This is a genomic window from Pseudomonas sp. 24 E 13 (genome assembly GCF_900004715.1).
Classification (GTDB): Bacteria; Pseudomonadota; Gammaproteobacteria; order Pseudomonadales; family Pseudomonadaceae; genus Aquipseudomonas; species Aquipseudomonas orientalis_A.
Genome location: NZ_CVTO01000126.1, coordinates 56,527 through 81,775, shown reverse-complemented (window position 1 = coordinate 81,775; position 25,249 = coordinate 56,527). Strand labels below are relative to the sequence as shown.

General features: G+C 62.0%; 21 protein-coding genes and 1 other RNA gene. 4 read left to right on the top strand and 18 right to left on the bottom strand.

Going from position 1 to position 25,249, the window contains the following annotated elements; genetic code table 11:
- Positions 1 to 276: 276 nt before the first annotated feature.
- Together BFP90_RS15870 and BFP90_RS15865 are read left to right on the top strand one after the other, a co-directional pair.
- Complete coding sequence (locus tag BFP90_RS15870; protein WP_065897314.1) at positions 277 to 1,599, top strand: OprD family porin; 1,323 nt, start codon at positions 277 to 279, stop codon at positions 1,597 to 1,599.
- A 124-nt stretch (positions 1,600 to 1,723) separates the two neighbouring features.
- Positions 1,724 to 3,220, top strand: coding sequence for a sensor domain-containing diguanylate cyclase (locus BFP90_RS15865; protein WP_065897313.1), 1,497 nt, complete (start codon positions 1,724 to 1,726; stop codon positions 3,218 to 3,220).
- Between the two features lie 111 nt (positions 3,221 to 3,331).
- Here BFP90_RS15865 and lpxC read toward each other — a convergent pair whose 3' ends face one another.
- The 18 genes from lpxC to rsmI all read right to left on the bottom strand — a co-directional run bounded on the left by lpxC (position 3,332) and on the right by rsmI (position 22,861).
- A complete protein-coding gene (gene lpxC / locus BFP90_RS15860; RefSeq protein ID WP_003171886.1) occupies positions 3,332 to 4,243 on the bottom strand; it encodes a UDP-3-O-acyl-N-acetylglucosamine deacetylase in 912 nt (303 codons plus the stop codon).
- Positions 4,244 to 4,355: 112 nt separating this feature from the next.
- Complete coding sequence (gene ftsZ, locus BFP90_RS15855) at positions 4,356 to 5,561, bottom strand: cell division protein FtsZ (RefSeq protein WP_012722300.1); 1,206 nt, start codon at positions 5,559 to 5,561, stop codon at positions 4,356 to 4,358.
- A 75-nt stretch (positions 5,562 to 5,636) separates the two neighbouring features.
- The gene (gene ftsA, locus BFP90_RS15850) at positions 5,637 to 6,899 is read right to left on the bottom strand and encodes a cell division protein FtsA (RefSeq protein WP_057724626.1); all 1,263 of its coding nucleotides are present in this window, start codon (positions 6,897 to 6,899) and stop codon (positions 5,637 to 5,639) included.
- Between the two features lie 15 nt (positions 6,900 to 6,914).
- Positions 6,915 to 7,784, bottom strand: a complete 870-nt coding sequence (locus BFP90_RS15845; RefSeq protein WP_065885829.1) for a cell division protein FtsQ/DivIB — start codon at positions 7,782 to 7,784, stop codon at positions 6,915 to 6,917.
- 3 nt (positions 7,785 to 7,787) lie between these two features.
- Entirely contained in the window at positions 7,788 to 8,744 is a 957-nt protein-coding gene (locus tag BFP90_RS15840; protein ID WP_065897312.1) for a D-alanine--D-alanine ligase, read from the bottom strand.
- A complete protein-coding gene (gene murC / locus BFP90_RS15835; protein ID WP_065892615.1) occupies positions 8,741 to 10,186 on the bottom strand; it encodes a UDP-N-acetylmuramate--L-alanine ligase in 1,446 nt (481 codons plus the stop codon). Before murC ends, BFP90_RS15840 begins: the two co-directional genes overlap by 4 nt.
- Positions 10,179 to 11,249: an undecaprenyldiphospho-muramoylpentapeptide beta-N-acetylglucosaminyltransferase gene (murG, locus tag BFP90_RS15830; RefSeq protein ID WP_065892616.1), complete on the bottom strand. Its 1,071-nt coding sequence runs from the start codon at positions 11,247 to 11,249 to the stop codon at positions 10,179 to 10,181. Before murG ends, murC begins: the two co-directional genes overlap by 8 nt.
- Complete coding sequence (gene ftsW / locus BFP90_RS15825; protein ID WP_065885825.1) at positions 11,239 to 12,462, bottom strand: putative lipid II flippase FtsW; 1,224 nt, start codon at positions 12,460 to 12,462, stop codon at positions 11,239 to 11,241. Before ftsW ends, murG begins: the two co-directional genes overlap by 11 nt.
- Positions 12,459 to 13,805, bottom strand: a complete 1,347-nt coding sequence (gene murD, locus BFP90_RS15820) for a UDP-N-acetylmuramoyl-L-alanine--D-glutamate ligase (RefSeq protein ID WP_065897311.1) — start codon at positions 13,803 to 13,805, stop codon at positions 12,459 to 12,461. Before murD ends, ftsW begins: the two co-directional genes overlap by 4 nt.
- Before the next feature lie 6 nt (positions 13,806 to 13,811).
- Positions 13,812 to 14,894, bottom strand: a complete 1,083-nt coding sequence (gene mraY / locus BFP90_RS15815; protein WP_057724619.1) for a phospho-N-acetylmuramoyl-pentapeptide-transferase — start codon at positions 14,892 to 14,894, stop codon at positions 13,812 to 13,814.
- Positions 14,894 to 16,264: a UDP-N-acetylmuramoyl-tripeptide--D-alanyl-D-alanine ligase gene (murF, locus tag BFP90_RS15810; protein ID WP_065897309.1), complete on the bottom strand. Its 1,371-nt coding sequence runs from the start codon at positions 16,262 to 16,264 to the stop codon at positions 14,894 to 14,896. Before murF ends, mraY begins: the two co-directional genes overlap by 1 nt.
- On the bottom strand, positions 16,257 to 17,720 hold the full coding sequence (locus BFP90_RS15805) for a UDP-N-acetylmuramoyl-L-alanyl-D-glutamate--2,6-diaminopimelate ligase (RefSeq protein WP_065897307.1): 1,464 nt from the start codon (positions 17,718 to 17,720) through the stop codon (positions 16,257 to 16,259). Before BFP90_RS15805 ends, murF begins: the two co-directional genes overlap by 8 nt.
- Positions 17,720 to 19,462, bottom strand: coding sequence for a peptidoglycan D,D-transpeptidase FtsI family protein (locus BFP90_RS15800; RefSeq protein WP_163001703.1), 1,743 nt, complete (start codon positions 19,460 to 19,462; stop codon positions 17,720 to 17,722). The genes BFP90_RS15805 and BFP90_RS15800 overlap by 1 nt, the downstream gene beginning before the upstream one ends.
- Positions 19,462 to 19,755 (bottom strand): cell division protein FtsL, encoded by a 294-nt coding sequence (gene ftsL, locus BFP90_RS15795; RefSeq protein ID WP_057724615.1) that lies wholly within the window; start codon positions 19,753 to 19,755, stop codon positions 19,462 to 19,464. The genes BFP90_RS15800 and ftsL overlap by 1 nt, the downstream gene beginning before the upstream one ends.
- Positions 19,752 to 20,699 carry a 16S rRNA (cytosine(1402)-N(4))-methyltransferase RsmH gene (gene rsmH / locus BFP90_RS15790; RefSeq protein ID WP_010213048.1) on the bottom strand — a complete coding sequence of 316 codons (948 nt, stop codon included), beginning with the start codon at positions 20,697 to 20,699 and terminating at the stop codon, positions 19,752 to 19,754. Before rsmH ends, ftsL begins: the two co-directional genes overlap by 4 nt.
- A complete protein-coding gene (gene mraZ, locus BFP90_RS15785) occupies positions 20,696 to 21,151 on the bottom strand; it encodes a division/cell wall cluster transcriptional repressor MraZ (RefSeq protein WP_004371993.1) in 456 nt (151 codons plus the stop codon). Before mraZ ends, rsmH begins: the two co-directional genes overlap by 4 nt.
- A 354-nt stretch (positions 21,152 to 21,505) precedes the next feature.
- Positions 21,506 to 21,859, bottom strand: an RNA gene (gene rnpB / locus BFP90_RS15780) — RNase P RNA component class A.
- A 96-nt stretch (positions 21,860 to 21,955) separates the two neighbouring features.
- Positions 21,956 to 22,861: a 16S rRNA (cytidine(1402)-2'-O)-methyltransferase gene (gene rsmI / locus BFP90_RS15775; protein WP_163001701.1), complete on the bottom strand. Its 906-nt coding sequence runs from the start codon at positions 22,859 to 22,861 to the stop codon at positions 21,956 to 21,958.
- A 176-nt stretch (positions 22,862 to 23,037) separates the two neighbouring features.
- Here rsmI and BFP90_RS15770 point away from each other — a divergent pair, with 176 nt between their 5' ends.
- Entirely contained in the window at positions 23,038 to 24,849 is a 1,812-nt protein-coding gene (locus tag BFP90_RS15770; RefSeq protein WP_065892621.1) for a penicillin-binding protein activator, read from the top strand.
- On the top strand, positions 24,849 to 25,220 hold the full coding sequence (locus BFP90_RS15765; RefSeq protein WP_065892622.1) for a YraN family protein: 372 nt from the start codon (positions 24,849 to 24,851) through the stop codon (positions 25,218 to 25,220). Before BFP90_RS15770 ends, BFP90_RS15765 begins: the two co-directional genes overlap by 1 nt.
- The last annotated feature ends 29 nt before the right edge of the window (positions 25,221 to 25,249 follow it).

Sequence of the window (25,249 nt, the reverse complement as noted above, 5' to 3'; positions counted from 1 at the left end):
ATCCATACCCGTACAAACTGTTGCAATTTGGGCAACAGTCATTATCTTGTTACACTCTGTATCACAGCGCTCACCTGCGTTACTTTGACGCATCGATGAGCGCGCCGGCAAAGGCAGCTGACCCTCACCCGAATTTCCCTCGACTTATTTCCAGGGCTCTACACTGGGAATCTGTCTTAAAGCCGCTGACTTCAGCGGCTTTTTTTTGCCGTAAAAAAAGGCCGGGCACACCCCCACGACACTGGCCGTTCATGCTTGACCAAAGGAGCTCCACCGGTGAAGAACTCGCTGACGCTGACCCCGTTATTCCTCGCAATCGCAGCAACGATCACGCCCCTTGCCCACGCGGCAGACACGACACCCGTCGAAGGTTTCATCGAGGGTTCGCACCTCACGGTCAACACCCGCAACTACTACATGAACCGCGACCGCCGCGACCTTCACACCGATGACAGCAAGGAGTGGGGCCAGGGCTTTATCGGTACCTTCGAATCCGGCTACACCCAGGGCGCGGTCGGTTTCGGCCTGGACCTCAACGCCATGCTCGGCCTCAAGCTCGACGGCGGTGGCGGCACGGACGGCTCCACCATCCTTCCGTACGGCAGCGGTAACGGCAAGGCGCCCGGTGCGTTTTCCACCGCTGGCGGCACCTTGAAAATGCGTGCGTTCGATACCGAGTTGAAGGCCGGCGACCTGTTCCTCAACAACCCGGTGATCGCCGGCGGCATGACGCGCATGCTGCCCCAGACGTTTCGCGGTGTGAGCCTGAGCAACCACAGCCTCGATGGCTGGATGTTCGAAGGCGGCCAGGCCAGCTTTACCAAGCTCTACAACCAGAGCGGCCACCGGCGCATCGGCACCAGCTACGGCGCGTTGCCGGCCAACGCCGACAGCCGGCACCTGAACTGGGCCGGTGTCTCGTTCAGCGCAATCCCGGCGCTGACCAGCAACCTGTACGCCGCCGAGCTCAAGGACGTATGGCACCAGTACTACTACGACCTTGAATACACCTACGCACTGAACGACCTGGTCAGCCTGACCCCCGGCCTGCACTACTACCATACCCAGGACACCGGCCAGGCGCTGCTCGGCGATATCGACAACAACACCTACAGCCTGCATGTCACCGTGGGCGTGGGCAACCACAGCGTCACCGCCGCGTACCAGCGGGTCAACGGCAACACGCCGTTCGACTACATCAGCCAGGGCGACAGCGTGTACCTGGACAACTCCCAGCAATATTCTGACTTCAACGGCCCCAACGAGCGTTCGTGGAAGCTCAAATACGCCTACGATTTTGCCGGTGTCGGCCTGCCGGGCCTGACGTCCGCCGTGTCCTATATCAGCGGCAAGACCGACCTGACCCGCGTCGACCCCAACAGCCGCGGCTACGGCAGTTGGTACAGCGCCGACGGCAAGAATGCCAGGCACTGGGAGCGGGACATCGACCTGAAGTACGTGGTGCAAGATGGCAAGGCCAAGGACCTGGCGGTGCGCCTGCAATGGGCGACCCACCGGGGTGGCAATGGCTATTCGGCGGTGGACCGGGATGTGGATGAGTACCGGGTGATTGTGGACTATCCGATCAACGTGTTCTGAGCACGATCGTGCTGACGGTGAAGATCCAATGTGGGAGGAGGCTTGCCCCCTCCCACATTTGGATCTGCGCCATATTCCGGAGTTGCTACTACGCTAAGGGCATCTCAACGCAGAAGTACGTCCGATGAGCCCAAGCCCTGCCCGCCCTACCCGCCGCCCGGAGCGCTTGCTGATCCTGGGCAGCACCCTCACGGTATTGCTGATCGTAGGCATCGTCACCGCCTTGTTGATTCGTGAACACGCCAATACCTTGCAGACCGCCAAGCGCACCGCCAACACCATCACTCAATTGATCGACGCCGATGTGTTGCGCAACGTCGAGCTGTATGACATGGCGCTGGAAGGCCTGATCGCCGCGACCGCGCGCACCGACCTGCAGGACCTGCCCGCCAGCATCCGGCACCTGGTGCTGTTCGACCGCTCCAACGCAGCGCCCTACAAGGGCGACATCCTGCTGCTGGGTCCAGGCGGCGAGGTGATAGCCGACTCATCCCTGCTCACACCCAAGTCCGGCAACTTCGCCGACCGCGACTATTTCCAGATTCACCGTGGCAGTTCCGACATCGGGCTGTATATCAGTCGCCCGTTCATGGCCCGCTGTGAATGCGAAGACCCATGGCGCATTGCATTCAGCCGCCGCCTTTCATCGGCGGACGGGCGCTTTCAAGGGGTGGCCGTCGCCTCCATGCGTCTTTCGTACTTCCACCAACTGTTCAGCAGCCTGAATATCGGCGCCGGCAGCACCATCACTCTGCTCAACCATCAAGGCATCCTGTTGGCGCAGGAGCCTTTGCTGGAAGCGGACATGATCAACAAGGACCTGAGTGCGCGGCCCAATGTGGCACGCATGCTGCGCGAGCGAGACGGCAATTTTCGCAGCGTATCCAGTGTCGACCATCGGGGGCGGCTCTACAGTTTCTCGAGTGTCGGCAATTTGCCGTTGATCGTCGCGGTGGCCCTGGCCAGCGATGAGGTATTCGCGCCCTGGCGACGCGCAGCGTGGTTGGTCGGCCTCGCAACGGGGGTGTTGTGCATTGGCCTGTTATGGCTGACCTGGGCGCTGAGCAAGGAGCTGCGCCGGCGCCACCGGGTCGAGCAGGTGCTGTCAGAACTGGCAGGTACCGATGCCCTTACCGGTCTGGCCAACCGCCGCACACTGGACCAGCGTCTGCGCCTGGAATGGGACCGCGCACAACGCTCAACCGAGCCGCTGACGGTGCTGATGATCGATGTCGACCACTTCAAGGCTTTCAACGACCGCCATGGCCACCAGGGCGGAGATGATGCGCTGCGCGCCGTGGCGCAGGTGATAGACAGCAATATCCGCCGCCCGGCCGACCTGGCGGCGCGTTATGGCGGTGAAGAATTCGCGGTGGTGCTGCCCCATACCGATGCCAAGGGCGCGTGGGTGATTGCCGAGCGTATCCGCCAGAGCGTCCAGTACTTGCCACGGATGGCTGGGGATGAGCAGCCGATCACGGTGAGCATTGGCATGAGCACCTGGCACAAACACAGCCGTAACACCCTTGAGGATCTGCTGTTCAAGGCCGACCAGGCGTTGTACGAGGCCAAGCACAGCGGGCGCAATCGGACGTTGGACGCGGCAACCCTGCCTGTGTAGGACCGATCTACGAGCGATCGTTCCCACGCGGAGCGTGGGAACGATCTATCAGCGCATAAAAAAAGGCCACCCGAAGGCAGCCTTTAAAAACTAAAGAAAGAGAGTTGTTACTTACACCGCCGCAACGGGACGCATGTAAGAGATCGGTGCGGTGCTGGCATCTTCGAACGTCACGACTTCCCAAGCGTCTGTCTGCTCAATCAACTTGCGCAGCAGCTGGTTGTTAAGGGCGTGGCCCGACTTGAAGCCTTTGAACTCGCCTATCAGGCTATTGCCCAGCAGGTAGAGGTCACCGATTGCATCGAGGATCTTGTGCTTGACGAATTCGTCTTCGTAGCGAAGGCCGTCTTCGTTCAGTACACCATCCGCGTCGACCACAATGGCGTTTTCAACGCTGCCGCCGAGTGCGAGGTTGTGCTTGCGCAGGTACTCGATGTCACTCATGAAACCAAAGGTACGGGCGCGACTGACTTCTTTTACGAACGAAGTGCTGGAAAAATCCACGCTTGCACTCTGGGTGCGGTCACGGAATACCGGGTGATCGAAATCGATCTCAAAGCTCACTTTAAAGCCTTCGAACGGGACGAAGGTGGCGCGCTTGTCGCCGTCTTCTACTGTCACTTCCCGCAGAATGCGAATGAACTTCTTGGCTGCGTCCTGTTCTTCCAGGCCGGCAGATTGAATCAGGAATACGAAGGGTCCAGCGCTGCCATCCATGATCGGGACTTCGGACGCGGAGAGCTCGACGTAGGCGTTATCGATGCCCAGGCCAGCCATGGCCGAGAGCAAGTGCTCCACCGTATCCACTTTGACGTCACCGTTGACCAGTGTGGTCGACATCGTGGTTTCGCCAACGTTTTCCGCGCGAGCAGGAATCTGCACCACAGGGTCCAGGTCGGCACGCACAAACACGATGCCGGTGTCGACAGGTGCAGGCTTGAGGGTCAGGTATACCTTCTCCCCGGAGTGCAGACCTACACCTGTGGCACGAATAATATTCTTCAGGGTGCGTTGTTTAATCATGGCTTGGACCGCTTCAGCGCAAATTGCGAACTGGTATCAACAAAGGCTGGCGATAATAGCAGACCAGACCTTTGCTGAACACCAATCACCTTCATAGCCCTGATACATTCCATTAATCGGCCTGACGACGCAGGAATGCCGGGATATCCAGGTAGTCCAGATCGTCTTGCGGATTCGGGCTACGGGACGCCGCAGCACCGGCCTGAGCCTGGTTGCGCATCACGGTCGGACGATCCAGGTCACGGTAGTTCACCGACGGCAGTTCCTGGCGCGAAGGCGCTGGAGCGGCAGCCGACTGGCTGGCGTGGCTGGCCTGGCTGTTGTGCAGGGTGTTGTCGATGACCTTCACAGGCTTCTCGATTTTCGCACCCAGGCCGGTCGCAACCACGGTCACGTGCAGCTCGTCGCGCATGTCCGGATCGATAACGGTACCGACCTTGACCATGGCGTGCTCGGAAGCGAAGGCTTCGATGATGCTACCCACGTCGGAGTACTCACCCAGGGACAGGTCAGGGCCGGCGGTGATATTCACCAGGATGCCGCGTGCACCTTGCAGGTTCACGTCTTCGAGCAGCGGGTTGCGGATAGCCGCTTCGGTGGCTTCGCGTGCACGGTTCGGACCGCTGGCGCAGCCGGTGCCCATCATCGCCATGCCCATTTCGCTCATGACGGTACGTACGTCGGCAAAGTCGACGTTGATCATGCCTGGACGCTTGATGATGTCGGAGATACCGCGAACGGCACCGGCCAGTACATCGTCAGCCTTGGCGAACGCGGACAGCAGGCTTGCGTCCTTGCCCAGGATGGTCAGCAGTTTCTCGTTGGGAATGGTGATCAACGAGTCGACGCTTTCAGACAGCAGACGGATACCTTCGTCGGCGATCTGCATGCGCTTGCGGCCTTCGAACGGGAACGGACGGGTCACGACAGCAACCGTCAGGATCCCCATTTCCTTGGCCACTTCGGCAATGATCGGCGCTGCACCGGTACCGGTACCGCCGCCCATGCCGGTGGTGATGAACACCATGTTGGTGCCTTGCAGCACTTCGGCAATACGCTCGCGGTCTTCCAGAGCGGCTTGACGGCCGACTTCCGGGTTGGCGCCAGCGCCGAGGCCCTTGGTCACGGCTGTGCCCAATTGCAGGATGGTCCGCGCGCCGATGCTTTTCAGCGCCTGGGCATCAGTGTTGGCGCAGATGAATTCAACGCCTTCAATGTTGCTCTTGACCATATGGTTGACAGCGTTGCCGCCGCCACCGCCGACACCGATTACTTTGATAACCGGGCTAGCGGGGATGTTGTCTACGAGTTCAAACATGTTCCCTCTCCTTTCATTTTCTCTAGTTTTTTCGCCTACTGCTTGTTACGGGTGTTGCGGTGTCACGGTAAGTCTTTAGAAATTGCCTTTGACCCACGCCTGCAGCCGCTCGAACAACGGCGCTTTGGCTTCGTCATCGCTGCGGTAGCTGTCACGGATACTCGGGCCCGACAGGGAAATGCCGTCGGTCTGCTTTTGCAGTCCGTACAACAGCAAGCCCACACCGGTGGAATAAATCGGGTTGCGCACTACGTCGCCCAGGCCCTTGACGCCATGGGGCACGCCCAGGCGCACCGGCATGTGGAAGATTTCCTCGGCCAGTTCGACCGCGCCTTCCATCTTCGAGGTGCCACCGGTCAGCACGATGCCGGCCGGGATCAAATCTTCGTAGCCGCTGCGACGCAGCTCGGCCTGGATCAGGGTGAACAGTTCGTCGTAGCGCGGCTCGACCACTTCGGCCAGGGCCTGGCGCGACAGTTCGCGCGGCGGACGGTCGCCGACGCTCGGCACCTTGATGGTTTCACCGGCACCGGCCAGCTTGGCCAGGGCGCAGGCGTAGCGGATCTTGATTTCCTCGGCGTACTGGGTCGGTGTACGCAAGGCCATGGCGATGTCGTTGGTGACCTGGTCGCCGGCGATCGGGATCACGGCGGTGTGACGGATCGCACCCTCGGTGAAGATCGCGATGTCGGTGGTGCCGCCGCCGATGTCCACCAGGCACACGCCCAGTTCTTTTTCGTCGTCGGTCAGTACCGAATACGCGGACGCCAACTGCTCGAGAATGATGTCGTCGATTTCCAGGCCACAACGGCGCACGCATTTTTCAATGTTCTGTGCAGCGTTGACGGCGCAGGTCACCACGTGGACCTTGGCTTCCAGGCGCACGCCGGACATGCCCAGCGGCTCGCGCACGCCTTCCTGGTTATCGATCACGTAGTCCTGCGGCAAGGTGTGCAGCACACGCTGGTCAGCCGGGATCGCCACGGCCTGGGCGGCGTCGAGGACGCGCTCGAGGTCGGCCGCGCTGACCTCACGGTCGCGGATCGCCACGATGCCGTGGGAGTTCAGGCTGCGGATATGGTTGCCGGCCACGCCGACGAACGCCGAGTGAATCCGGCAACCGGCCATCAGCTGCGCTTCTTCGATGGCGCGCTGGATCGATTGCACGGTGGACTCGATGTTCACCACCACGCCCTTCTTCAGGCCCCGGGACGGATGCGTGCCAATACCGACGATTTCGATCGTGCCGTCTTCACCGACCTCGCCGACCAGCGCCACCACCTTGGAGGTGCCGATATCGAGACCGACGATCATTTTGCCGCTTTGCACGTTTGCCATGGGTCCTGCCTCTTCTTAATTCTTCGCGACAGCGGGTTGTGCTGCCGTGGGCGCCGCCGGTACACGCCAACCGACGGCCAGGCCGTTGGCGTAACGCAGGTCGACGCTCGCAATGTTCGTGATCTGTTCTTTCAAGGTTTTTTCATAGATGGCAATAAAGCGGCGCATCTTTTCCACCAAGCGGTCGCGTCCCAGCAACAACTCGATGCCCGGGCCGGAACTGCCTGCCCCGGTCGTCAGAAACCAGCTGCCCCGCTCACGCAATTCCAGGCGTGCAATGGAGAAGCCCAGTGGCCGCAGCATCTGGCTCAAGGCCTGGTACTGCTGCATCACTTGCTGTTGCGCCCGCTGCGGCCCGAACAGCTGCGGCAGGTGCTCATAGTTCGCCACTTCACGCGGCGCAAACGCCTGCCCCTGGTTGTTCAACAGTGCCCCATCGCCCCAGCGGGCCACGGGCAGTTGTTCTTCCAGGCGGATCGTCACCTGGTCCGGCCATACGCGACGGACTTCGGCGTGGGCGATCCACGGCATCTGTTCCAGCTCGGCGCGCATGCCGGCCAGGTCGATGGTGAAGAAGCTCGCCGCCAGGAACGGGCTGATGCGCTGCTGCACTGCTTGCTGGCTGATGTAGCTCAAGTCGCCCTGCACGCTGATTTTGGTGATCGGCCGGTCGGCATACGGCAACAGACGCTGCGCGCCCTCGTAGGTGCCAAAACCCAGCACCACCAGCAACACCGGCCAGAACAGCGCCTTGATGAAACCAAAGTTGGCTTTGGGCAGGCGCGCCGACATCGGCTCTTTGGCCACCATGCGGCTGGCACCCCGTGGCACCGGCTTGCGGCTCGGTGCTTGTGGGGGCTGATGACGAAGCGATGCGCCTTTCATGTCTTAGCCTCTTGGCTCGATGCTGGCGGCCAGGATCGCCAGCACCAACTGCTGGAAATCCAGGCCGGCGGCACGGGCGGCCATGGGGACCAGGCTGTGGTCGGTCATGCCCGGCGCGGTGTTGACTTCCAGGAACCAGAAATTGCCCTGGTCATCCTGCATCACGTCTGCCCGCGCCCAGCCGGCGATACCCAGCGCCTCACAGGCTTTCGCCGTGAGGTCCATCAAGTATTGTTCCTTGGTTGCGTCAAGACCGCAGGGAATCCGGTACTGGGTATCGGAAGCCACGTACTTGGCGTCGTAATCGTAAAAAGTGTGGGGCGTGCCCAATGCGATGGGCGGCAATACCTGGCCACGCAGGGTGGCGATGGTGTACTCGGGACCCTGGATCCACTGTTCCACCATCACTTGCGAATCGTAGGTGCTTGCCGCTTTCCATGCGTCGATCAATTCGGCGGCCGAGTTCACTTTGGCCATGCCGATACTGGAGCCTTCATGGGCTGGTTTGACGATCAAAGGCAGGCCCAGTTCCTTGGCCGCAGAAATACAATCGTCTTCGCTGCACAGCACGGCGTGACGCGGGGTTGGAATCCCCAGGCTGTGCCACACCTGCTTGGTGCGCAACTTGTCCATCGCCAGCGCCGACGCCAGGATGCCGCTGCCGGTATAGGGAATGCCGGCGCACTCGAGCAGGCCCTGCATGCTGCCATCTTCACCGCCACGGCCATGCAGAATGATGAAGGCGCGGTCGATTTTTTCGGCCTGCAGGCGGGCGAGGAAGTCATCGCCCACGTCGATGCCGAACGCATTCACGCCGGCGCTTTGCAGGGCTTGCAGCACGGCATTGCCGGACTTGAGCGACACTTCGCGCTCGGCGCTCTTGCCGCCGAACAGCACCGCGACGCGGCCGAAGTCGGCAGGCGCGACCGTGGAGAACAGGGAGGCGTAATCAGTGATCATTTCGACGTCCCCTTCTGGGCGGCAAACAGCGGGCTGGCCAACAATTTAGGCGCAAGACCACCGATATCACCGGCACCCTGGCACAGCAGGATGTCGCCGGCGCGCAGCAGCGGCTTGACGATCGGCGCCAGGTCCACACCACGCTCGATGTAGATCGGGTCCAACTGCCCGCGCTGACGGATGCTGTTGCACAGCTTGCGGCTGTCGGCGCCCGGGATCGGTTCTTCACCGGCCGGGTAGACTTCCATCAGCAGCAGCACGTTGGCATCGGCCAATACATTGACGAAGTCGTCGTACAGGTCGCGGGTGCGGCTGTAGCGGTGCGGCTGATAGACCATCACCAGGCGGCGCTCCGGCCAGCCACCGCGCACGGCCTTGATCACGGCGGCGACTTCGGTCGGGTGGTGACCGTAGTCGTCCACCAGCATCACGTCACCGCCTTCGACCGGCAGTTGGCCGTAGACCTGGAAGCGCCGCCCGACACCGGCAAAGCGCGACAGGCCTTCGACAATGGCTTCATCGCTGACGCCCTCGTCGGTGGCAATGCAGATGGTCGCCAGGGAGTTCAGTACGTTGTGGTTGCCCGGCATATTCACCGAGACATCCAGCGGCTCGCGGTCGGGGCGCAGCACGGTGAAGAAGGTCTGCATGCCTTGCTGGCGTACATTGATCGCACGCACGTCGGCGTCTTCGCTGAAGCCGTAGGTCACGGTCGGGCGCTTGACCTGCGGCAGGATTTCGCGCACCACCGGATCGTCCAGGCACACCACCGCCAACCCGTAGAACGGCAGGTTGTGCAGGAAGTCGACGAAGGTTTTCTTCAACTTGTTGAAGTCACCGTCGTAGGTCGCCATGTGGTCTTCGTCGATGTTGGTGACGACGGCGACCAGCGGTTGCAGGTGCAGGAAGCTCGCGTCACTTTCATCGGCTTCGGCGATCAGGTAGCGGCTGGTGCCGAGCTGGGCATTGGTGCCGGCTGCATTCAGGCGGCCACCGATGACGAAGGTCGGGTCCAGGCCACCGGCGGCGAACACCGAGGCGATCAGGCTGGTGGTGGTGGTCTTGCCGTGAGTACCGGCGACGGCGATGCCGTGGCGGTAGCGCATCAGCTCGGCGAGCATCTCGGCGCGCGGCACCACGGGGATACGACGCTCGAGGGCGGTGGCCACTTCCGGGTTGGACGTGTTCACGGCGCTGGACACTACCAGCACGTCGGCCTCGGCGGCGTTCTCGGCACGGTGGCCGATAAAAATCTGCGCGCCAAAGGACTTCAGGCGCTCGGTGACCGGCGACTCTTTCAAATCGGAGCCGGACACCTGATAGCCCAAGTTCAGCAATACTTCGGCAATGCCGCACATGCCCACGCCGCCGATACCGACGAAGTGGATGCGACGGATGCGGCGCATTTCCGGTTGCGGCATGGCTTTCTGATTCTCAACCATGGGCCACCTCCAGGCAGATATCGACCACGGTGCGGGTTGCGTCAGGTTTGGCCAGGCGGCTTGCGGTGCTCGCCATGCTGTTGAGTCGTTCCGGTTGCATCAAAACCTCGGTCAGGCGTGCGGCCAAATCGGCGGCGCCAGTCGTTCTTTGCGGCAGCAGGAAGGCAGCGCCCTCCCCGGCCAAATATTCGGCGTTGCGGGTCTGGTGATCGTCGATTGCATGGGGCAGAGGCACCAGCAATGACGGCAGACCGGCGGCAGCCAGTTCACTGACGGTCAGCGCACCAGCGCGACAGACCACCAGGTCGGCCCAGCCATAGGCTTGGGCCATGTCTTTGATGAAGGGCTGTACGTTCGCCTCGACACCGGCTTCGCGATAGCGCGTGGCGGTGACTTCATCGTGGTTTTTGCCGGCCTGATGGAAGATTTCCGGACGCAGTGCTTCGGGCAGTTGCGCAACGGCTTCAGGCAGCAATTTGTTCAGCGGCTCGGCGCCCAGGCTTCCGCCCAGGATCAGCAGGTGTGCCTTGCGTCCGGCCAGCGCTTCACGTGCGATGGCCATGAACAGCTCGGTACGCACCGGGTTGCCGGTGGTGCGAAGCTTGTCCGAAGCCGCGAACGTTTTCGGGAAGGCTTCACACACCCGCGCGGCCAACGGCACCAACAGACGGTTGGCGGTACCGGCGACGGCGTTCTGTTCATGGACAATCACCGGTACGCCGGCGAGTTTCGCCGCCACGCCACCGGGGCCGGTCACATAACCGCCAAAGCCGAGCACACACACCGGCTTCAGTTCGCGGATGATCTTGCGTGCCTGCATGACCGCCTTGAGCAGCACGAACGGCGCCTTGAGCAGGGACAATTTGCCCTTGCCACGCAGGCCGGTGACGTTGATCAGGTGCAGCGGCAAACCGGCGTTCGGCACCAGCTCGTTCTCGATGCCACGCGGCGTGCCCAGCCAGTGCACGCTGTAGCCACGGCTCTGGAATTCGCGCGCGCAGGCCAGGGCCGGGAACACATGGCCCCCGGTGCCGCCGGCCATGATCAGCACGTTAGCGCCCATGGGTCGGCTCCTCGGCGAAGTCGCTTTCGCTGAACTCCATCTCTTCGCTGCCCAGGTGCGTACGACTTTCCCACTCGATGCGCAGCAACAAACCCAGGCAAGCGCAGCAAATCACCAACGAACTGCCGCCGTAACTGAGGAACGGCAGGGTCAGGCCCTTGGTCGGCAGCAAGCCGACGTTCACGCCGATATTGATCAGGAACTGGCCGATCCACAGGAACGACAAGCCATACGCCACATAGGCGGCGAAATACTGTTTGGCTTTCTCGGCCCACAAGCCGATGTACATGCCTCGCACGCACACAAATACGAACAGCGCGACGGTGCACAGCGAGCCGACCACGCCCAGTTCCTCGGCGAGTACCGAGAACACGAAGTCGGTGTGCGCTTCCGGCAGGTAGAACTGCTTCTGCACGCTGTTGCCCAGGCCCACGCCCAGCCACTCGCCGCGCCCGAACGCGATCAACGCCTGGGTCAGCTGATAGCCGGAACCGAACTGGTCGGACCACGGGTCGGTAAAGGTAATCAGCCGCGCCATCCGGTAGGGTTGCGCCTGCACCAGGATCGTCACGGCCGCGACGGCCAGCACCACCATCAAGGTGAAGCGGAACAGACCGACACCGCCGAGGAACAGCATCGCGGCGGCAGCCCCCATCATCACCACGGTGGCACCGAAGTCGGGTTCCATCAGCAGCAGGCCGGCCATGGGCAGCAGCACGATGAATGGCTTGAAGAAGCCCATCCAGCTTTCGCGCACTTCTTTCTGACGGCGTACCAGGTAGCCGGCCAGGTAAATCACCACGAACACCTTGGCGATTTCCGACGGCTGTACGTTGAACGCACCGAAGCCGATCCAGCGCATCGAACCGTTCACTTCGCGGCCGATGCCGGGCAGGATCACCATGACCAGCAAACCGAACGCGCCGATCAGCATCAGCCAACCCAGGCGCTGCCAGGTGGCGATCGGAATCATCATGGTGACGATGCACGCGCCGAGGCCGATCACCAGGTACACCAGGTGGCGGATCATCATGTACAGGGTGTTGCCCGACTGCACGGCGGCCACTTCGGAAGATGCCGAGGTGATCATCACCAGGCCCAGGCCGAGCAGCGCCAGGCAACCGGCGAGCATTGGGAAATCCAGGTCGATGCCGCGCCCGGTAATGATCGGCGACGGGTACGGCTTGATGATGTTCTTCAGGTTGAGGCTCATGCCAAAGCCTCCACGGCGCGGGCGAACAGCTGGCCGCGCTCTTCATAGTTCTTGAACATGTCGAAACTGGCGCAGGCCGGCGACAGCAGTACCGCATCACCCGGCTGGGCCAGGGCCTTGCACCGGGCAATGGCGTCATCCAGGGAAGTGGCGCGCACCTGCGGCACGGCGTCACCCAGGGCGGCGGCGATCAGGTCCGAATCGCGGCCCATCAGCACCACGGCGCGGCAATGCGCAGCCACCGGGCCTTTAAGGTCCTTGAAGTCGGCACCCTTGCCGTCGCCGCCGGCGATCAGCACCACCTTGCCGTCGATATCGGCACCCAGGCCTTCGATGGCCGCCAGGGCGGCGCCGACATTGGTGGCTTTGGAATCGTTGTAATAGCTGACGCCATCGAGGTCGCGCACCCACTGGCAGCGATGCTCGAGGCCCGCGAACGTGCGCAGGGCGGCGAGCATGGCGTCGAACGGCAAGCCAACCGCATGGCCGAGCGCCAGGGCTGCCAGGGCATTGGATTGGTTATGGGCGCCACGGATTTTCAGTTCGCGCACCGGCATCAGGTTCTGGAATTCGAAGGCCAGGTATTTCTCGCCGTTCTCTTCGCGAATGCCGAATGCCTTGAAGTCGGGCTTGCTCAGGCCGAAGGTCCAGCACGGCATGCCCTCGCCGATCAGTGGACGGCTAAGGGCATCCTGGCGGTTGACCACAAACTGCCTGGCACCGCGGAAGATCCGGTGCTTGGCCAGGTGATAAGCCGGCAGGCCGCTGTAGCGGTCCATGTGGTCTTCGCTGACGTTCAACACGGTGGCGACTTCGGCACCCAGCTCGTGAGTGGTTTCCAGCTGGAAACTCGACAGCTCCATCACGTACAGCTCGACGTCGTCGCTGAGCAGGTCCAGCGCAGGCATCCCCAGGTTGCCGCCCACCGCCACGCGCTTGCCGGCCGCAGCCGCCATCTCGCCGACCAGGGTGGTCACGGTGCTTTTTGCGTTGGAACCGCTGATGGCCACGATCGGCGCCTTGGCGTTGCGCGCAAACAGGTCGATATCGCCGGACAGCTTTACGCCCCGCGCCGCAGCCGCTTGCAGGGCCGGTGTAGCCAGCGCCAGGCCGGGGCTCACGTAGAGCTCATCGGCGCGGCACAGAAACTCGACATCCAGTTCGCCACAGCGCACTTCCACGTGCGGGTAGTCACGGCGCAGCGTGACCAGCTCCGGTGGATTTTCCCGCGTGTCGGCCACGGCGAACGACGTGCCCCGGTTCGCCAGGAAGCGAACAAGGGACATGCCGCTCTTGCCGAGGCCGACAACGATGCGGAAGTGGTCTGAAGCGATCAGGGACACTCGTTTCTACCTCAGTTTCAGGGTGGCAAGGCCGACCAGTACCAGAATCACGGTGATGATCCAGAAACGGACGATCACGCGTGGCTCGGGCCAGCCCTTGAGTTCAAAGTGGTGGTGAATCGGCGCCATGCGAAATACGCGGCGCCCGGTCAGTTTGAAGGAGGCCACCTGGATGACCACCGACAGGGTTTCCATCACGAACACACCGCCCATGATGAACAGCACGATTTCCTGGCGCACGATCACCGCGATGGTGCCCAGTGCCGCGCCCAGCGCCAATGCGCCGACGTCGCCCATGAACACTTGCGCCGGGTAGGTGTTGAACCACAGGAACCCCAGGCCGGCACCGATCAGCGCGCCGCAGAACACGATCAACTCGCCCGCGCCCGGCACATAGGGAATCAGCAGGTATTCAGCGAATTTCACGTTACCCGACAGGTAGCAGAAGATGCCGAGCGCGCCGCCCACCATCACCGTCGGCATGATCGCCAGGCCGTCGAGGCCGTCGGTCAGGTTCACCGCGTTGCTGGAGCCGACAATCACGAAATAGGTCAGCACCACAAAGCCGATGCCCAGTGGAATGCTGGCGTCCTTGAGCATCGGGATGATCAGGGTGGTTTCCACAGCGCTAGGCGCGGTGGTGTAGAGGAAGATCGCCGCCGCCAGGCCGAATACCGATTGCCAGAAATACTTCCAGCGGCTTGGCAGGCCCTTGGAGTTTTTCTCGATCACTTTGCGGTAGTCATCCACCCAGCCGATGGCGCCGAACAGCAGGGTCACCAGCAGCACCACCCACACATAGCGGTTATGCAGGTCAGCCCAGAGCAGGGTGCTGACGCCGATGGACGACAGGATCAACGCACCGCCCATGGTCGGGGTGCCGGACTTGGACAGGTGCGACTGCGGGCCGTCATTGCGAACCGATTGACCAATTTGCAGGTTCTGCAGGGTGCGGATCATCCACGGCCCCAGGAACAGCGACAAACACAGCGCGGTCAGCACACCCAGGATCCCGCGCAGGGTCAGGTACTGAAAGACCGCGAAGCCTTTGTGGAACTGTTGCAGATACTCAGCCAGCAGCAGCAGCATTAATGTTTCTCCGTACTTGAGCCACACAAGGCTGCGACGACGTTTTCCATCACCGCGCTGCGCGATCCCTTGATCAAAATGGTTGTATGTTTATCGTGCTCGGCCGCAGTCAACGCCTGGATCAATTCGGCCTGGGTCGCGAAATGGCGCGCGCCGGGGCCGAAGGCGTCTACCGCGTGAGCCATGTTCGGGCCGACCGCGTAGAGCGCGTCGACTTTGCCGGCGGCATAGGCGCCGACTTCGCGGTGGCCTTGCTCGGCCCAGTCGCCCAGTTCGCCGATATCGCCCAGTACCAGCACTTTGCGCCCATCGAAGCCGTTGAGCAGGTCCACGGCGGCATTGATGGAAGACGGGTTGGCGTTGTAGGTGTCATCGATCACGCGCATGCCGTTACTGGCCAATTGCGCAACAGTGCGCCCCTTGACCGGCTGCACCGCGCCCAGGCCTGTGGCGATGCCGAACAGCGACACGCCCAGGGCGTAAGCGGCAGCGGCGGCGGCCAGGGCGTTGGCGACGTTATGGTTGCCCAGCAGGTTCAGTTGCACGTGCTCATTGCCTTGCGGCGTGTGCAAGGTGAAGGACGGGCAACCCCGTGCATCGACGGTAATGTTGGAGGCGTGGAAATCGGCCGCGGCGTTCAGCACGGCGAACGTCAGCACCTTGCGACCGGCGGCACGTGCACGCCAGGTCTCAAAAGCCTTGTCATCCAGATTCAGTACAGCAGTGCCCGAAGCGTCGAGGCCTTCAAGGATTTCACCCTTGGCTTCGACGATTTTTTCCGGGCCACCGAACTCACCGACGTGGGCGGTGCCGGCGTTATTGATAATGGCGACGTGAGGCTGGGTCAGCGCCACGGTGTAGGCAATCTCGCCGATGCGTGAAGCGCCCAGCTCGATCACCGCCGCCGTGTGTTCCGGGGCCAGTTCGAGCAGGGTCAGCGGTGCGCCGAAATCATTGTTCAGGTTGCCACGGGTAGCGAGCACCGGCCCGCGCGTGCGCAGTACACCGGCCAACAGCTCTTTGACGGTGGTCTTGCCACTGGAACCAGTGACGGCGGCAACCGGCTTGTCGAAGGCGGCGCGGTTCAGCGCGCCCAGTTGGCCCAGGGCCAGGCGGGTATCGGCGACCAGCAGCTGCGGCAAGGTGGCATGTGCCACTTCGCGTTGCACCAGGGCACCCACGGCGCCTTTGGCGGCGACTTCGTTAAGGTAGTCGTGGCCATCGAAGCGCGGGCCTGCGAGGGCGACGAACAACTGGCCCGGCTTGATGTTGCGACTGTCGATACTGACGCCGTCGAACGTGCAATCGCTGGACAGCACGCGGGCGGACAACGCCTGGGCCAGTTCGCTGAATGTCATCGCCTTAAGCATGGGCGACCTCCCAGGCAGTCAAGGCGCGATCCGCCTCGACCAGATCGGAAAAGGCATGGCGCTCGCCGTTGATCTCCTGGTAATCCTCATGCCCCTTGCCGGCCAGCACGACCACGTCATCCGCGCTGGCGCTGGCGATCAATTGCGCGATGGCGGTGCCGCGACGGGCCACGAAGGTGACGTTGGCGGTGTCTTTGAAGCCTTGGCGGATATCGTCGAAAATCCGCCCCGGTTCTTCGCTGCGCGGGTTGTCGTCGGTCACCAGCACGCCGTCAGCCAGGCGCTCGACAATCTCGGCCATTAACGGACGCTTGCCGCGATCGCGGTCGCCGCCGCAGCCGAACAGGCACAACAGCTTGCCCTTGGCATGGGGGCGCAGCGCCAGCAGGACTTTTTCCAGGGCGTCAGGGGTGTGAGCGTAGTCGACCACCACCAGCGGTTGTGTGCCGCCACCCAGGCGCTGCATGCGACCGGCCGGGCCTTCCAGCTTCGGCAACACCTTGAGGATTTCGTCGAGGGCGTAATCCAGGCCGAGCAGCGCGCCGATAGCGGCGAGCACGTTGCTCAGGTTGAAGCGACCGAGCAAGGTGCTGCGCAAATGGTGTTCGCCCTGAGGCGTAACCAACGTAGCGCGCACGCCTTCGTCATTGAATTGGGCCTCACGGCAATACAGGTAGGCGCTGGAATCTTCCAGGCTGTAGCTGATCAGGCGCGCTTCGCTGTCTTGGGCAGCCAGCTGGCGGCCAAACGCGTCGTCGAGGTTGACCACCCGGCATTTCAGATCATTCCAGGCGAACAGCTTGGCCTTGGCGGCGGCGTACGCCTCCATGGTGCCGTGGTAGTCCAGATGATCCCGGGACAGGTTGGTCATCACGGCCACATCAAACGCCAACGCCGTCACGCGGCCCTGGTCCAGGCCATGGGACGAGACTTCCATGGCAACCGCCCTGGCACCGGCCTTTTTCAGGTCGGCCAGGGTCGCCTGCACGGCAATCGGGTTCGGCGTGGTGTGCAGGCCGCTTTGCAACGCGCCATAAAAGCCGGTGCCCAGGGTACCGACGATGCCGCAATGCTGGCCCAGCAGGTCAAGCGCCTGGGCGACCAACTGAGTGACGCTGGTCTTGCCGTTGGTGCCGGTTACGCCCACCAGGTTGAGGTGGCGGCTCGGCTCGCCATAGAAGCGCCCGGCGATGTCGGACAGCTGGGCGGCCAGGTTCTTCACCGGAATCAACGGCACATCGGTGATTGGCAGCACAGTGGCGCCATCCACTTCATAGGCCACGGCGGCAGCGCCACGCTGCAGGGCATCGGCGATGTGCGCACGGCCATCGAATTTGCCACCAGGCACCGCCAGGAACAAGTCACCGGCGCGTACCGTGCGGCTGTCCAGGCTCAACTCGCGGATCAACAGATCGCGGCCGGCGTGGGCAAAAATCTTGTTCAGGCTAAGAGACATCAGCCGCGCCCTCCATTGGCTTTTACAGCGGCTACCGGCGGTGCGGCGTTCGCTTGCTGGGTCGGCGGCAGATTGTCCGGCGTGATGTTCATCAGGCGCAGGGTGCCGGACATGACTTTGCTGAACACCGGCGCCGAGACCAGGCCACCGAAGTAACCGGCCTTGCTCGGCTCATCGATCACCACGACGATGGCGTAGCGTGGGTCGCTCATCGGGCCGAAACCGGCGAACAGCGAGCGATAGGAATTTTCCGCATAGCCCTTGGTGCCGACCGAGGTTTTACGTGCAGTACCGGACTTGCCGGCCACGTGATAAGCCGGCACCTGGGCGCGGAATACACCACGCGGCGCCTCGATCACTTGTTGCAGCATGCCTTGCATGGTCTTGGCGACTTTTTCCGGGATCACCTGGGTGGCTTTCGGCGCTTCGTCGACATGGATCAGGCTCAGCGGAACCATGCGGCCGTTATTGGCCAATACAGAGAAAGCATGGGCCAGCTGGATCGCGGTCACCGACAGGCCGTAGCCGTAGGACAGCGTGGCGGTCTCGGCTTTTTTCCAGTCGCGGTAGTTCGGCAGGTTGCCTACGCGCTCACCGGGGAAGTCGAGCCCGGTGGGCTGACCCAGGCCGATTTTTTGCGCCAGGTGGTAGATGGTCTCGCCGCCGATATCAAAGGCGACCTTGCTCATGCCCACGTTACTGGAGTTGATCAGGATGCCGGTCAGGTCCAGCACCGGGCCCTCGGTACGGGACACGTCACGAATGGTGTATTTGCCCAACTGCAACGTACCTGGATACACCTCGACCTTGTCGCTGGGCTTCCAGCGTCCGGTTTCCAGGGCGGCGCTCATGGAGATGGCTTTCATGGTCGAACCCGGCTCGAACACGTCGATCATGGCGCGGTTGCGCATCATCGCCGGTTGCAGGTTGCGACGGTTGTTCGGGTTGTACGTCGGCTGGTTGACCATGGCGAGGATCTCGCCGGTCTTCACGTCCATGATCACCAGGCTGCCGGCTTTTGCGCCGTTCTCGATGATCGCGTTACGCAGCTCACGGTTGGCCAGGTACTGCAGGCGCAAGTCAATCGACAACGCCAAGGGCTTGCCGGCCTTGGCGTTCTTGGTGACCTGTACATCCTTGATCAGTCTGCCGCGCCGGTCCTTGATGACCTGGCGCTTGCCCGGAACCCCGGCCAGCCATTCGTCGTAGGCCAACTCGACCCCTTCGCGGCCATGGTCATCGATATCGGTAAAACCGACCATGTGCGCAGTGGTTTCCCCGGCCGGGTAGAAACGACGAAATTCCTCGATGCCATAGACACCGGGAATTTTAAGGTCGAGCACTTGCTGACCCTGCTCAGGGGTGAGCCCGCGAACCAGGTAGATGAATTCTTTATTGGCCTGGGCTTCCAGGCGCTCGGTCAGGGCTTTGCGATCCTGCCCCAGGGCAGCGGCGAGTTCGGGCCACTTGTCCTTGGCCACCTGCAATTCCTTGGCGTTGGCCCACAGGGTGGTCACCGGCGTACTCACGGCCAGGGGCTCGCCGTTACGGTCGGTGATCAGGCCGCGGTGCGCGGGAATCGGAATATGTCGCAGGCTACGGGCGTCGCCCTGGCCGATCAGGAAGTCACGGTCGACCACCTGCAGGTCGAAGATCCGCCAGACGATCGCGCCTACCATCAACGCCAGCAAGCCGAGCATCAGACGGAAGCGCCATGGGTAGAGTGCGCCCTCGAGCTTCATCATGGCGCCACCATGCGAACGTCGGCAGCGCCCGGAATGTGCATTTTAAGCTGTTCGGTGGCCAGCACTTCGATACGGCTATGGGCCGTCCAGGTGCTCTGCTCCAGGATCAGCCGACCCCATTCGGCCTGCGCCTTGTCGCGCACGCTCAATTCCCCGTAGAGGGTATTGAGCAACTGACGGTTCCAATGCGCGCTGTAGGACACCGCAATCGCGGACACCAGCACGCCGACAAACAGCAGCAACATAAAGAAGCTGCCGCCCGGCAGGGGTTTGGCGAAAAGCTTGCTCACCGCAACTTCTCCGCGACGCGCATGACGGCGCTACGGGAACGTGGGTTGGCCTTGAGTTCGGCTTCAGAGGCGAACTGCGCTTTGCCATGGATTTTGATTTTCGGCACAAAGGCTTCGAAACGCACCGGCAGGTTGCGCGGCAGGTTGTCCGATTCGCCCTTGACCAGACGCCGCATGAACAGTTTGACGATGCGGTCTTCCAGGGAATGGAAACTGATCACCACCAGGCGACCGCCCACTTCCAGCGCCTCGAGGGCAGCCTCGAGGCCGGCCTCCAGATCGCCCAATTCGTTGTTGACGTGAATGCGCAAGCCCTGGAACGCACGGGTCGCCGGGTTCTTGCCCTTCTCCCAGGCCGGATTGGCGACCTTGAGCACTTCGGCCAGGTCGGCGGTGCGTTCGAACGGCTGGATCTCGCGGCGCTCGACCACGGCGCGGGCCATGCGGCCGGCGAAGCGCTCTTCACCGTATTCCTTGAACACCCGGGCGATTTCTTCGACTGGCGCGGTGGCGATGAACTGCGCGGCGCTGACGCCACGCGTCGGGTCCATGCGCATGTCGAGGGGGCCGTCGTTCATGAAGCTGAAGCCGCGCTCCGGGTCATCGAGCTGCGGAGAAGACACGCCCAGGTCGAGCAGAACCCCGGCCACCTTGCCCGCCATGCCGCGCTCGGCGACTTCGGCGCCAAGCTCGGCAAAGCTGCGCTGCACAACGACAAAGCGGCCGTCTTCGGCCGCTAGCGCTTGCCCGGTGGCAATCGCTTGAGGGTCTTTGTCGAACCCGAGGAGTTTACCGTCGGGCCCGAGCTGGCTGAGTATCAACCGACTGTGCCCGCCCCTGCCGAAGGTGCCATCCAGATAGCAGCCATCCGCGCGTACGGCGAGAGCCTCAACGGCTTCGTCAAGCAGTACGGTGATGTGGTTAAAGCCGCTATCAATAGTCACAGGATCAAATCACGCAGTTCATCAGGCATGGCGCCCGGTTGTTGAATAGCAGCCAGGTCAGCTGCAGAAACAGCATCCCAGGCATCTTCGTCCCACAATTGGAACTTGTTCAATTGGCCTACCAGCATCGCGCGCTTGTCGAGCCTGGCGTATTCGCGCAACCGCGGAGGCACCAGGAAACGACCGCTGCCATCGAGTTCAAGGTCGACGGCATTACCGATCAGCAAACGCTGCAGGCGGCGGTTTTCTTCACGCAATGAAGGCAGCGCGCGCAACTTGGTTTCGATCAACTCCCACTCATCGAGGGGGTAAACACATAAACAAGGGTCAACAGCGTCAATCGTGATGATTAACTGCCCTGAACTTCGCGAAATGAGCTCGTCACGATACCGGCTCGGCATAGCGAGACGGCCTTTTGCATCGAGACTGATAGCGTTAGCTCCGCGAAACACAGATGCGTTTCTCCAAATTTTAGCGTTTTACGTTCAAAAAACCCACTTTGTGCCACTTTCCGCCACTTGCGCACACTATAGGAATGCGCCCACCACACCGTCAAGGCGCGGATAGAAGGAAAAGCCTTACAGAACGGAGATTTACGAGCGTAAAGAGAGGAGAAACCCGACTTCAGCGTTGTTTTTGACTCAACAAGCGCAGCCAACTCAAAGAGCTGAGGCTCAAAGTTAAAGTAATTTATTAAGAGTAAGATTTTTTTGGTATTACGAAGACGCATCTGCCAATGATTTGGCAGGGAGGGATTCTTGCGTTACTACCGGTTTCCACCCGAGGTACGGATGGAAGGAAAAAAGGTGGAGAGTCGATCTGTAAGCCGGGTTCTGTCTTGAACAGTCATTCGTCTACGATGGCCATCACTGGACATCTTTAGCAACCTACCCGGTCCCAGCGCGGGCCACGCCTTGGGACCCTATTTGGTCTTGCTCCAAGTGGGGTTTACCTAGCCACGAACTGTTGCCAGTCGTGCGGTGCGCTCTTACCGCACCTTTTCACCCTTACCGGCACCGAAGTGCTTAGGCGGTTATTTTCTGTGGCACTTTCCGTAGGCTCACGCCTCCCAGGCATTACCTGGCACTTCGCCCTATGGAGCCCGGACTTTCCTCCCCCCCCTAATTTTCATAGAAGGCAGCGACTGTCCAATCGACTCTCCGCCGCGCAGGTTAACGGCACGACGGCTTCAGGACAAGTATTAAAAGTGCAGCATTGCCATCACGTTCGGACGAAACACCGGCCCGGCCCCGGAACTATTCGGCTTTCTGTTTATCGAGCGCGGCTTGATACAACACATTCTTGCGCACCCCGGTAATTTCCGCCGCCAGGGCAGCGGCGCGCTTGAGCGGCATTTCCTTTAACAGCAAATCGAGGATGCGCATGGCTTCGCTACCGACTGCGTCCTCACTCTCGGGAGCCGTCCAGCCGGCCACCAGCACGACGCACTCGCCACGCTGCTGATTGCTGTCGCCTTCGACAAACCCGCGCAGCTCTTCCAGGGGCAGGCCCTTGAGGGTCTCGAAGGTCTTGGTCAACTCACGCGCCAGCAGCGCCAGACGCTCGCCGCCGAACACCAGTTCCATATCCTGCAGGCATTCCAGGATGCGGTGCGGGGCTTCGTAGAAAATCAGGGTGCGCGGCTCTTCCTTCAACGCCTGGAGACGGGCGCGACGCCCTACGGTCTTGGCGGGCAGGAAGCCTTCGAAGATAAAACGGTCCGACGGCAAGCCGGCTGCAGATAATGCAGCAATCAGCGCGCACGCTCCCGGAACAGGCACTACATTGATACCTGCGGCGCGCGCCTGGCGGACCAGATGGTACCCGGGGTCGGAAATCAGCGGCGTGCCCGCATCGGAGATCAGCGCAACATCATCACCCGCCAGCAAACGGGTGATAAAACGGCTGCCCTCCTCGCGCTCGTTGTGTTCATGGCACGCCGCCAGTGGCGTGCTGATACCAAAATGCTGCATCAACCGTTGGGAGTGCCGCGTGTCTTCCGCCGCGATCAATTTGACCTCGCGCAACACCTTCAATGCCCGCGCACTGATGTCGTCCAGGTTGCCAATCGGCGTCGCCACGACAAAAAGCGAGCCTGCAGTGGAATTCAAAGGACCTGGAGCAGTCAAAACGCACACCTCGATGATTGGCAAAAGCCACATTGTAGCGCGTCGACGCGCTGAAAATATGCCGTCACGGCGGATGTCGTTTCAGCCATTGTTAGCAACCGGCAACAATTGCACGACCTAAATCCACGGTTTCACGCCACGAACATCGCGCCTGAGCCAGTGCTTGGGTACACTTCCACGCTAATTTGATCGGTATCAGGAACACTTACATGATCGCTTGCCTGCGGCTGCTCTCCGCCCTCTGCCTCGCTGCCTTGCTGGCCGCTTGCGCCAGCTCGCCCTCGTCGAGTCTTGGCGACCTTCCACGCACCCCGGATGCCAGTATCGAGCAATTGCTTGAACAGGCCACGGCCGCCAGCACGCCGGAAAAGGCCGCATTGCTGCGCCTGAGTGCGGCTGACCTGGCCTACCGGCAGAACAATGCTGGCCGTTCCTCGCAGATCCTGGCCCAGGTGCCCCTGAATGTGCTGAAGCCAGCCGGGCAGATATTTGCCAGCACCCTGGCAGCGGAACTGGCGATGACCCGCAACCAGCCCAAGGCTGCCTTGACGGCGTTGGACCATCCCAGCCTGCAAAGCCTGAAGGAGCTGCCGGCCGATCAGCAGGTCCGCACCGGCACCGTGCATGCCCGCGCCTATGAAGCCGACGGCCAGACCCTGGCTGCGGCGCGCGAGCGTGTCGCCATGGCGCCTCTGCTCAGCGGCGACGCGGCCAACAACAATCACGAAGCGATCTGGGCGCTGATTGCCGCACTGCCGTCCGAGCAGTTGCAAGCGACCGGCAACCCGACGCTGGACGGCTGGATCACCCTGGCCCAGGCGGTCAAGGGCGCCGGCACACTGGAACAACAGCAAACCGCCATCGACACCTGGCGTGCGCGCAACCCGGGCCATCCGGCGGCGGTGCAATTGCCGACGCCGCTGACCAAACTCAAGGAACTGGCCAGCCAGCCGCTCAACAAGATCGCCCTGTTGCTGCCGCAGGAAGGCGCCCTGGCGGCCGTCGGCAAGGCGTTGCGTGAAGGCTTCATGGCCGCGCACTACCAGGCCGAACAGGCCGGGCAGAAACCGCCCGTGATTGAGTTTTACGACAGCTCGCGCCTGACCTCCATCGACGACTTCTACGCCAAGGCCCAGGCCGCCGGCGTGCAACTGGTGGTCGGCCCACTGGAAAAGCCGCTGGTCAAACAGCTCAGTGCTCGCCCGCAACTCCCCATCACCACCCTGGCGCTGAACTACAGCGAAACCGATCAAGGCCCGGCGCAACTGTTCCAGTTCGGCCTGGCCGCTGAAGACGAAGCCCGTGAAGTGTCGCGCCGCGCCCGGGCCGACGGCCTGCACCGCGCCGCCGCCATGGTGCCCCGTGGCGAATGGGGCGAGCGTGTGTACAAAGCGTTCCGTCAGGATTGGGAAGCCAACGGCGGCACCGTCATGGGCGTCGAGTACGTCGATCAGCCGGTGGCTTTGGCCCAGCAGATCGCTGACCTGTTCCAGCTGCGCAAGAGCGAAGGCCGCGCCAAGAGCCTGCAAAGCACCGTCGGTACTGACGTTGCCGCCCAGCCGTCGCGTCGCCAGGACATCGAGTTCATCTTCCTGGCCGTGACCCCGCAACTGGCCCAGCAGATCAAGCCGACCCTGAACTTCCAATACGCCGGTGATGTGCCTGTCTACGCGACTTCCCACGTATTCAGCGCCAGCGGCGACCGCAACCAGTACCTGGACATGACCAACGTGATGTTCTGCGAAACCCCTTGGTTGCTCAACACCACCGACCCGCTGCGCAACCAGGTTGCCGCACAATGGCCGCAAGCCAATGGCAGCCTGGGCCGGCTCTACGCGATGGGCGTCGATGCCTATCGCCTGGCGCCACGCCTGGGCCAGCTCAAGGCGCTGCCGGACACCCGGGTCGACGGTCTCTCCGGTAACCTGGGCATCGGCGCCAACCAGCGCGTTGACCGCCAGATGCCTTGGGCGAAGTTTGTCGGCGGCGAAATCCAACGACTGCCGGACACCCCGCGCTGATGCCCGAGCGGTCCAGCGCACAAAGCGGCAAGGATGCCGAACACCAAGCATTGAGCTACCTGCAGCAACAGGGTCTGCGTCTTCTGGCGCAGAACTGGTTATGTAAACGCGGTGAGCTTGATCTGGTCATGCTTGACGGCGATACAGTAGTATTCGTCGAAGTCCGCTACAGAAAACACGCACAATGGGGTGGCGCGCTCGCCAGTATCGATGGGCGCAAGCGTCAGAAGCTGATACTCGCCGCGCAGTTTTTCCTGTTAAAAGAGCATCGCTGGGCCAATTCCCCCTGCCGTTTCGATGTGGTTGCCATAGAAAGCACACCGTCGGGCCCTGCTGATCTGAACTGGCTCAAAGATGCCTTCGACAGCTGACTCACCCGGCACCTTCACCACACACTTTT

Coding starts and splice junctions, on each gene's coding strand:
- BFP90_RS15865 (WP_065897313.1), top strand. CDS start 1,724: ATGAGCCCAAGCCCTGCCCGCCCTACCCGCCGCCCGGAGCGCTTGCTG.
- lpxC (WP_003171886.1), bottom strand. CDS start 4,243: ATGATTAAACAACGCACCCTGAAGAATATTATTCGTGCCACAGGTGTA.
- ftsZ (WP_012722300.1), bottom strand. CDS start 5,561: ATGTTTGAACTCGTAGACAACATCCCCGCTAGCCCGGTTATCAAAGTA.
- ftsA (WP_057724626.1), bottom strand. CDS start 6,899: ATGGCAAACGTGCAAAGCGGCAAAATGATCGTCGGTCTCGATATCGGC.
- BFP90_RS15845 (WP_065885829.1), bottom strand. CDS start 7,784: ATGAAAGGCGCATCGCTTCGTCATCAGCCCCCACAAGCACCGAGCCGC.
- BFP90_RS15840 (WP_065897312.1), bottom strand. CDS start 8,744: ATGATCACTGATTACGCCTCCCTGTTCTCCACGGTCGCGCCTGCCGAC.
- murC (WP_065892615.1), bottom strand. CDS start 10,186: ATGGTTGAGAATCAGAAAGCCATGCCGCAACCGGAAATGCGCCGCATC.
- murG (WP_065892616.1), bottom strand. CDS start 11,249: ATGGGCGCTAACGTGCTGATCATGGCCGGCGGCACCGGGGGCCATGTG.
- ftsW (WP_065885825.1), bottom strand. CDS start 12,462: ATGAGCCTCAACCTGAAGAACATCATCAAGCCGTACCCGTCGCCGATC.
- mraY (WP_057724619.1), bottom strand. CDS start 14,894: ATGCTGCTGCTGCTGGCTGAGTATCTGCAACAGTTCCACAAAGGCTTC.
- murF (WP_065897309.1), bottom strand. CDS start 16,264: ATGCTTAAGGCGATGACATTCAGCGAACTGGCCCAGGCGTTGTCCGCC.
- BFP90_RS15805 (WP_065897307.1), bottom strand. CDS start 17,720: ATGTCTCTTAGCCTGAACAAGATTTTTGCCCACGCCGGCCGCGATCTG.
- BFP90_RS15800 (WP_163001703.1), bottom strand. CDS start 19,462: ATGAAGCTCGAGGGCGCACTCTACCCATGGCGCTTCCGTCTGATGCTC.
- rsmI (WP_163001701.1), bottom strand. CDS start 22,861: ATGTGGCTTTTGCCAATCATCGAGGTGTGCGTTTTGACTGCTCCAGGT.
- BFP90_RS15770 (WP_065892621.1), top strand. CDS start 23,038: ATGATCGCTTGCCTGCGGCTGCTCTCCGCCCTCTGCCTCGCTGCCTTG.
- BFP90_RS15765 (WP_065892622.1), top strand. CDS start 24,849: ATGCCCGAGCGGTCCAGCGCACAAAGCGGCAAGGATGCCGAACACCAA.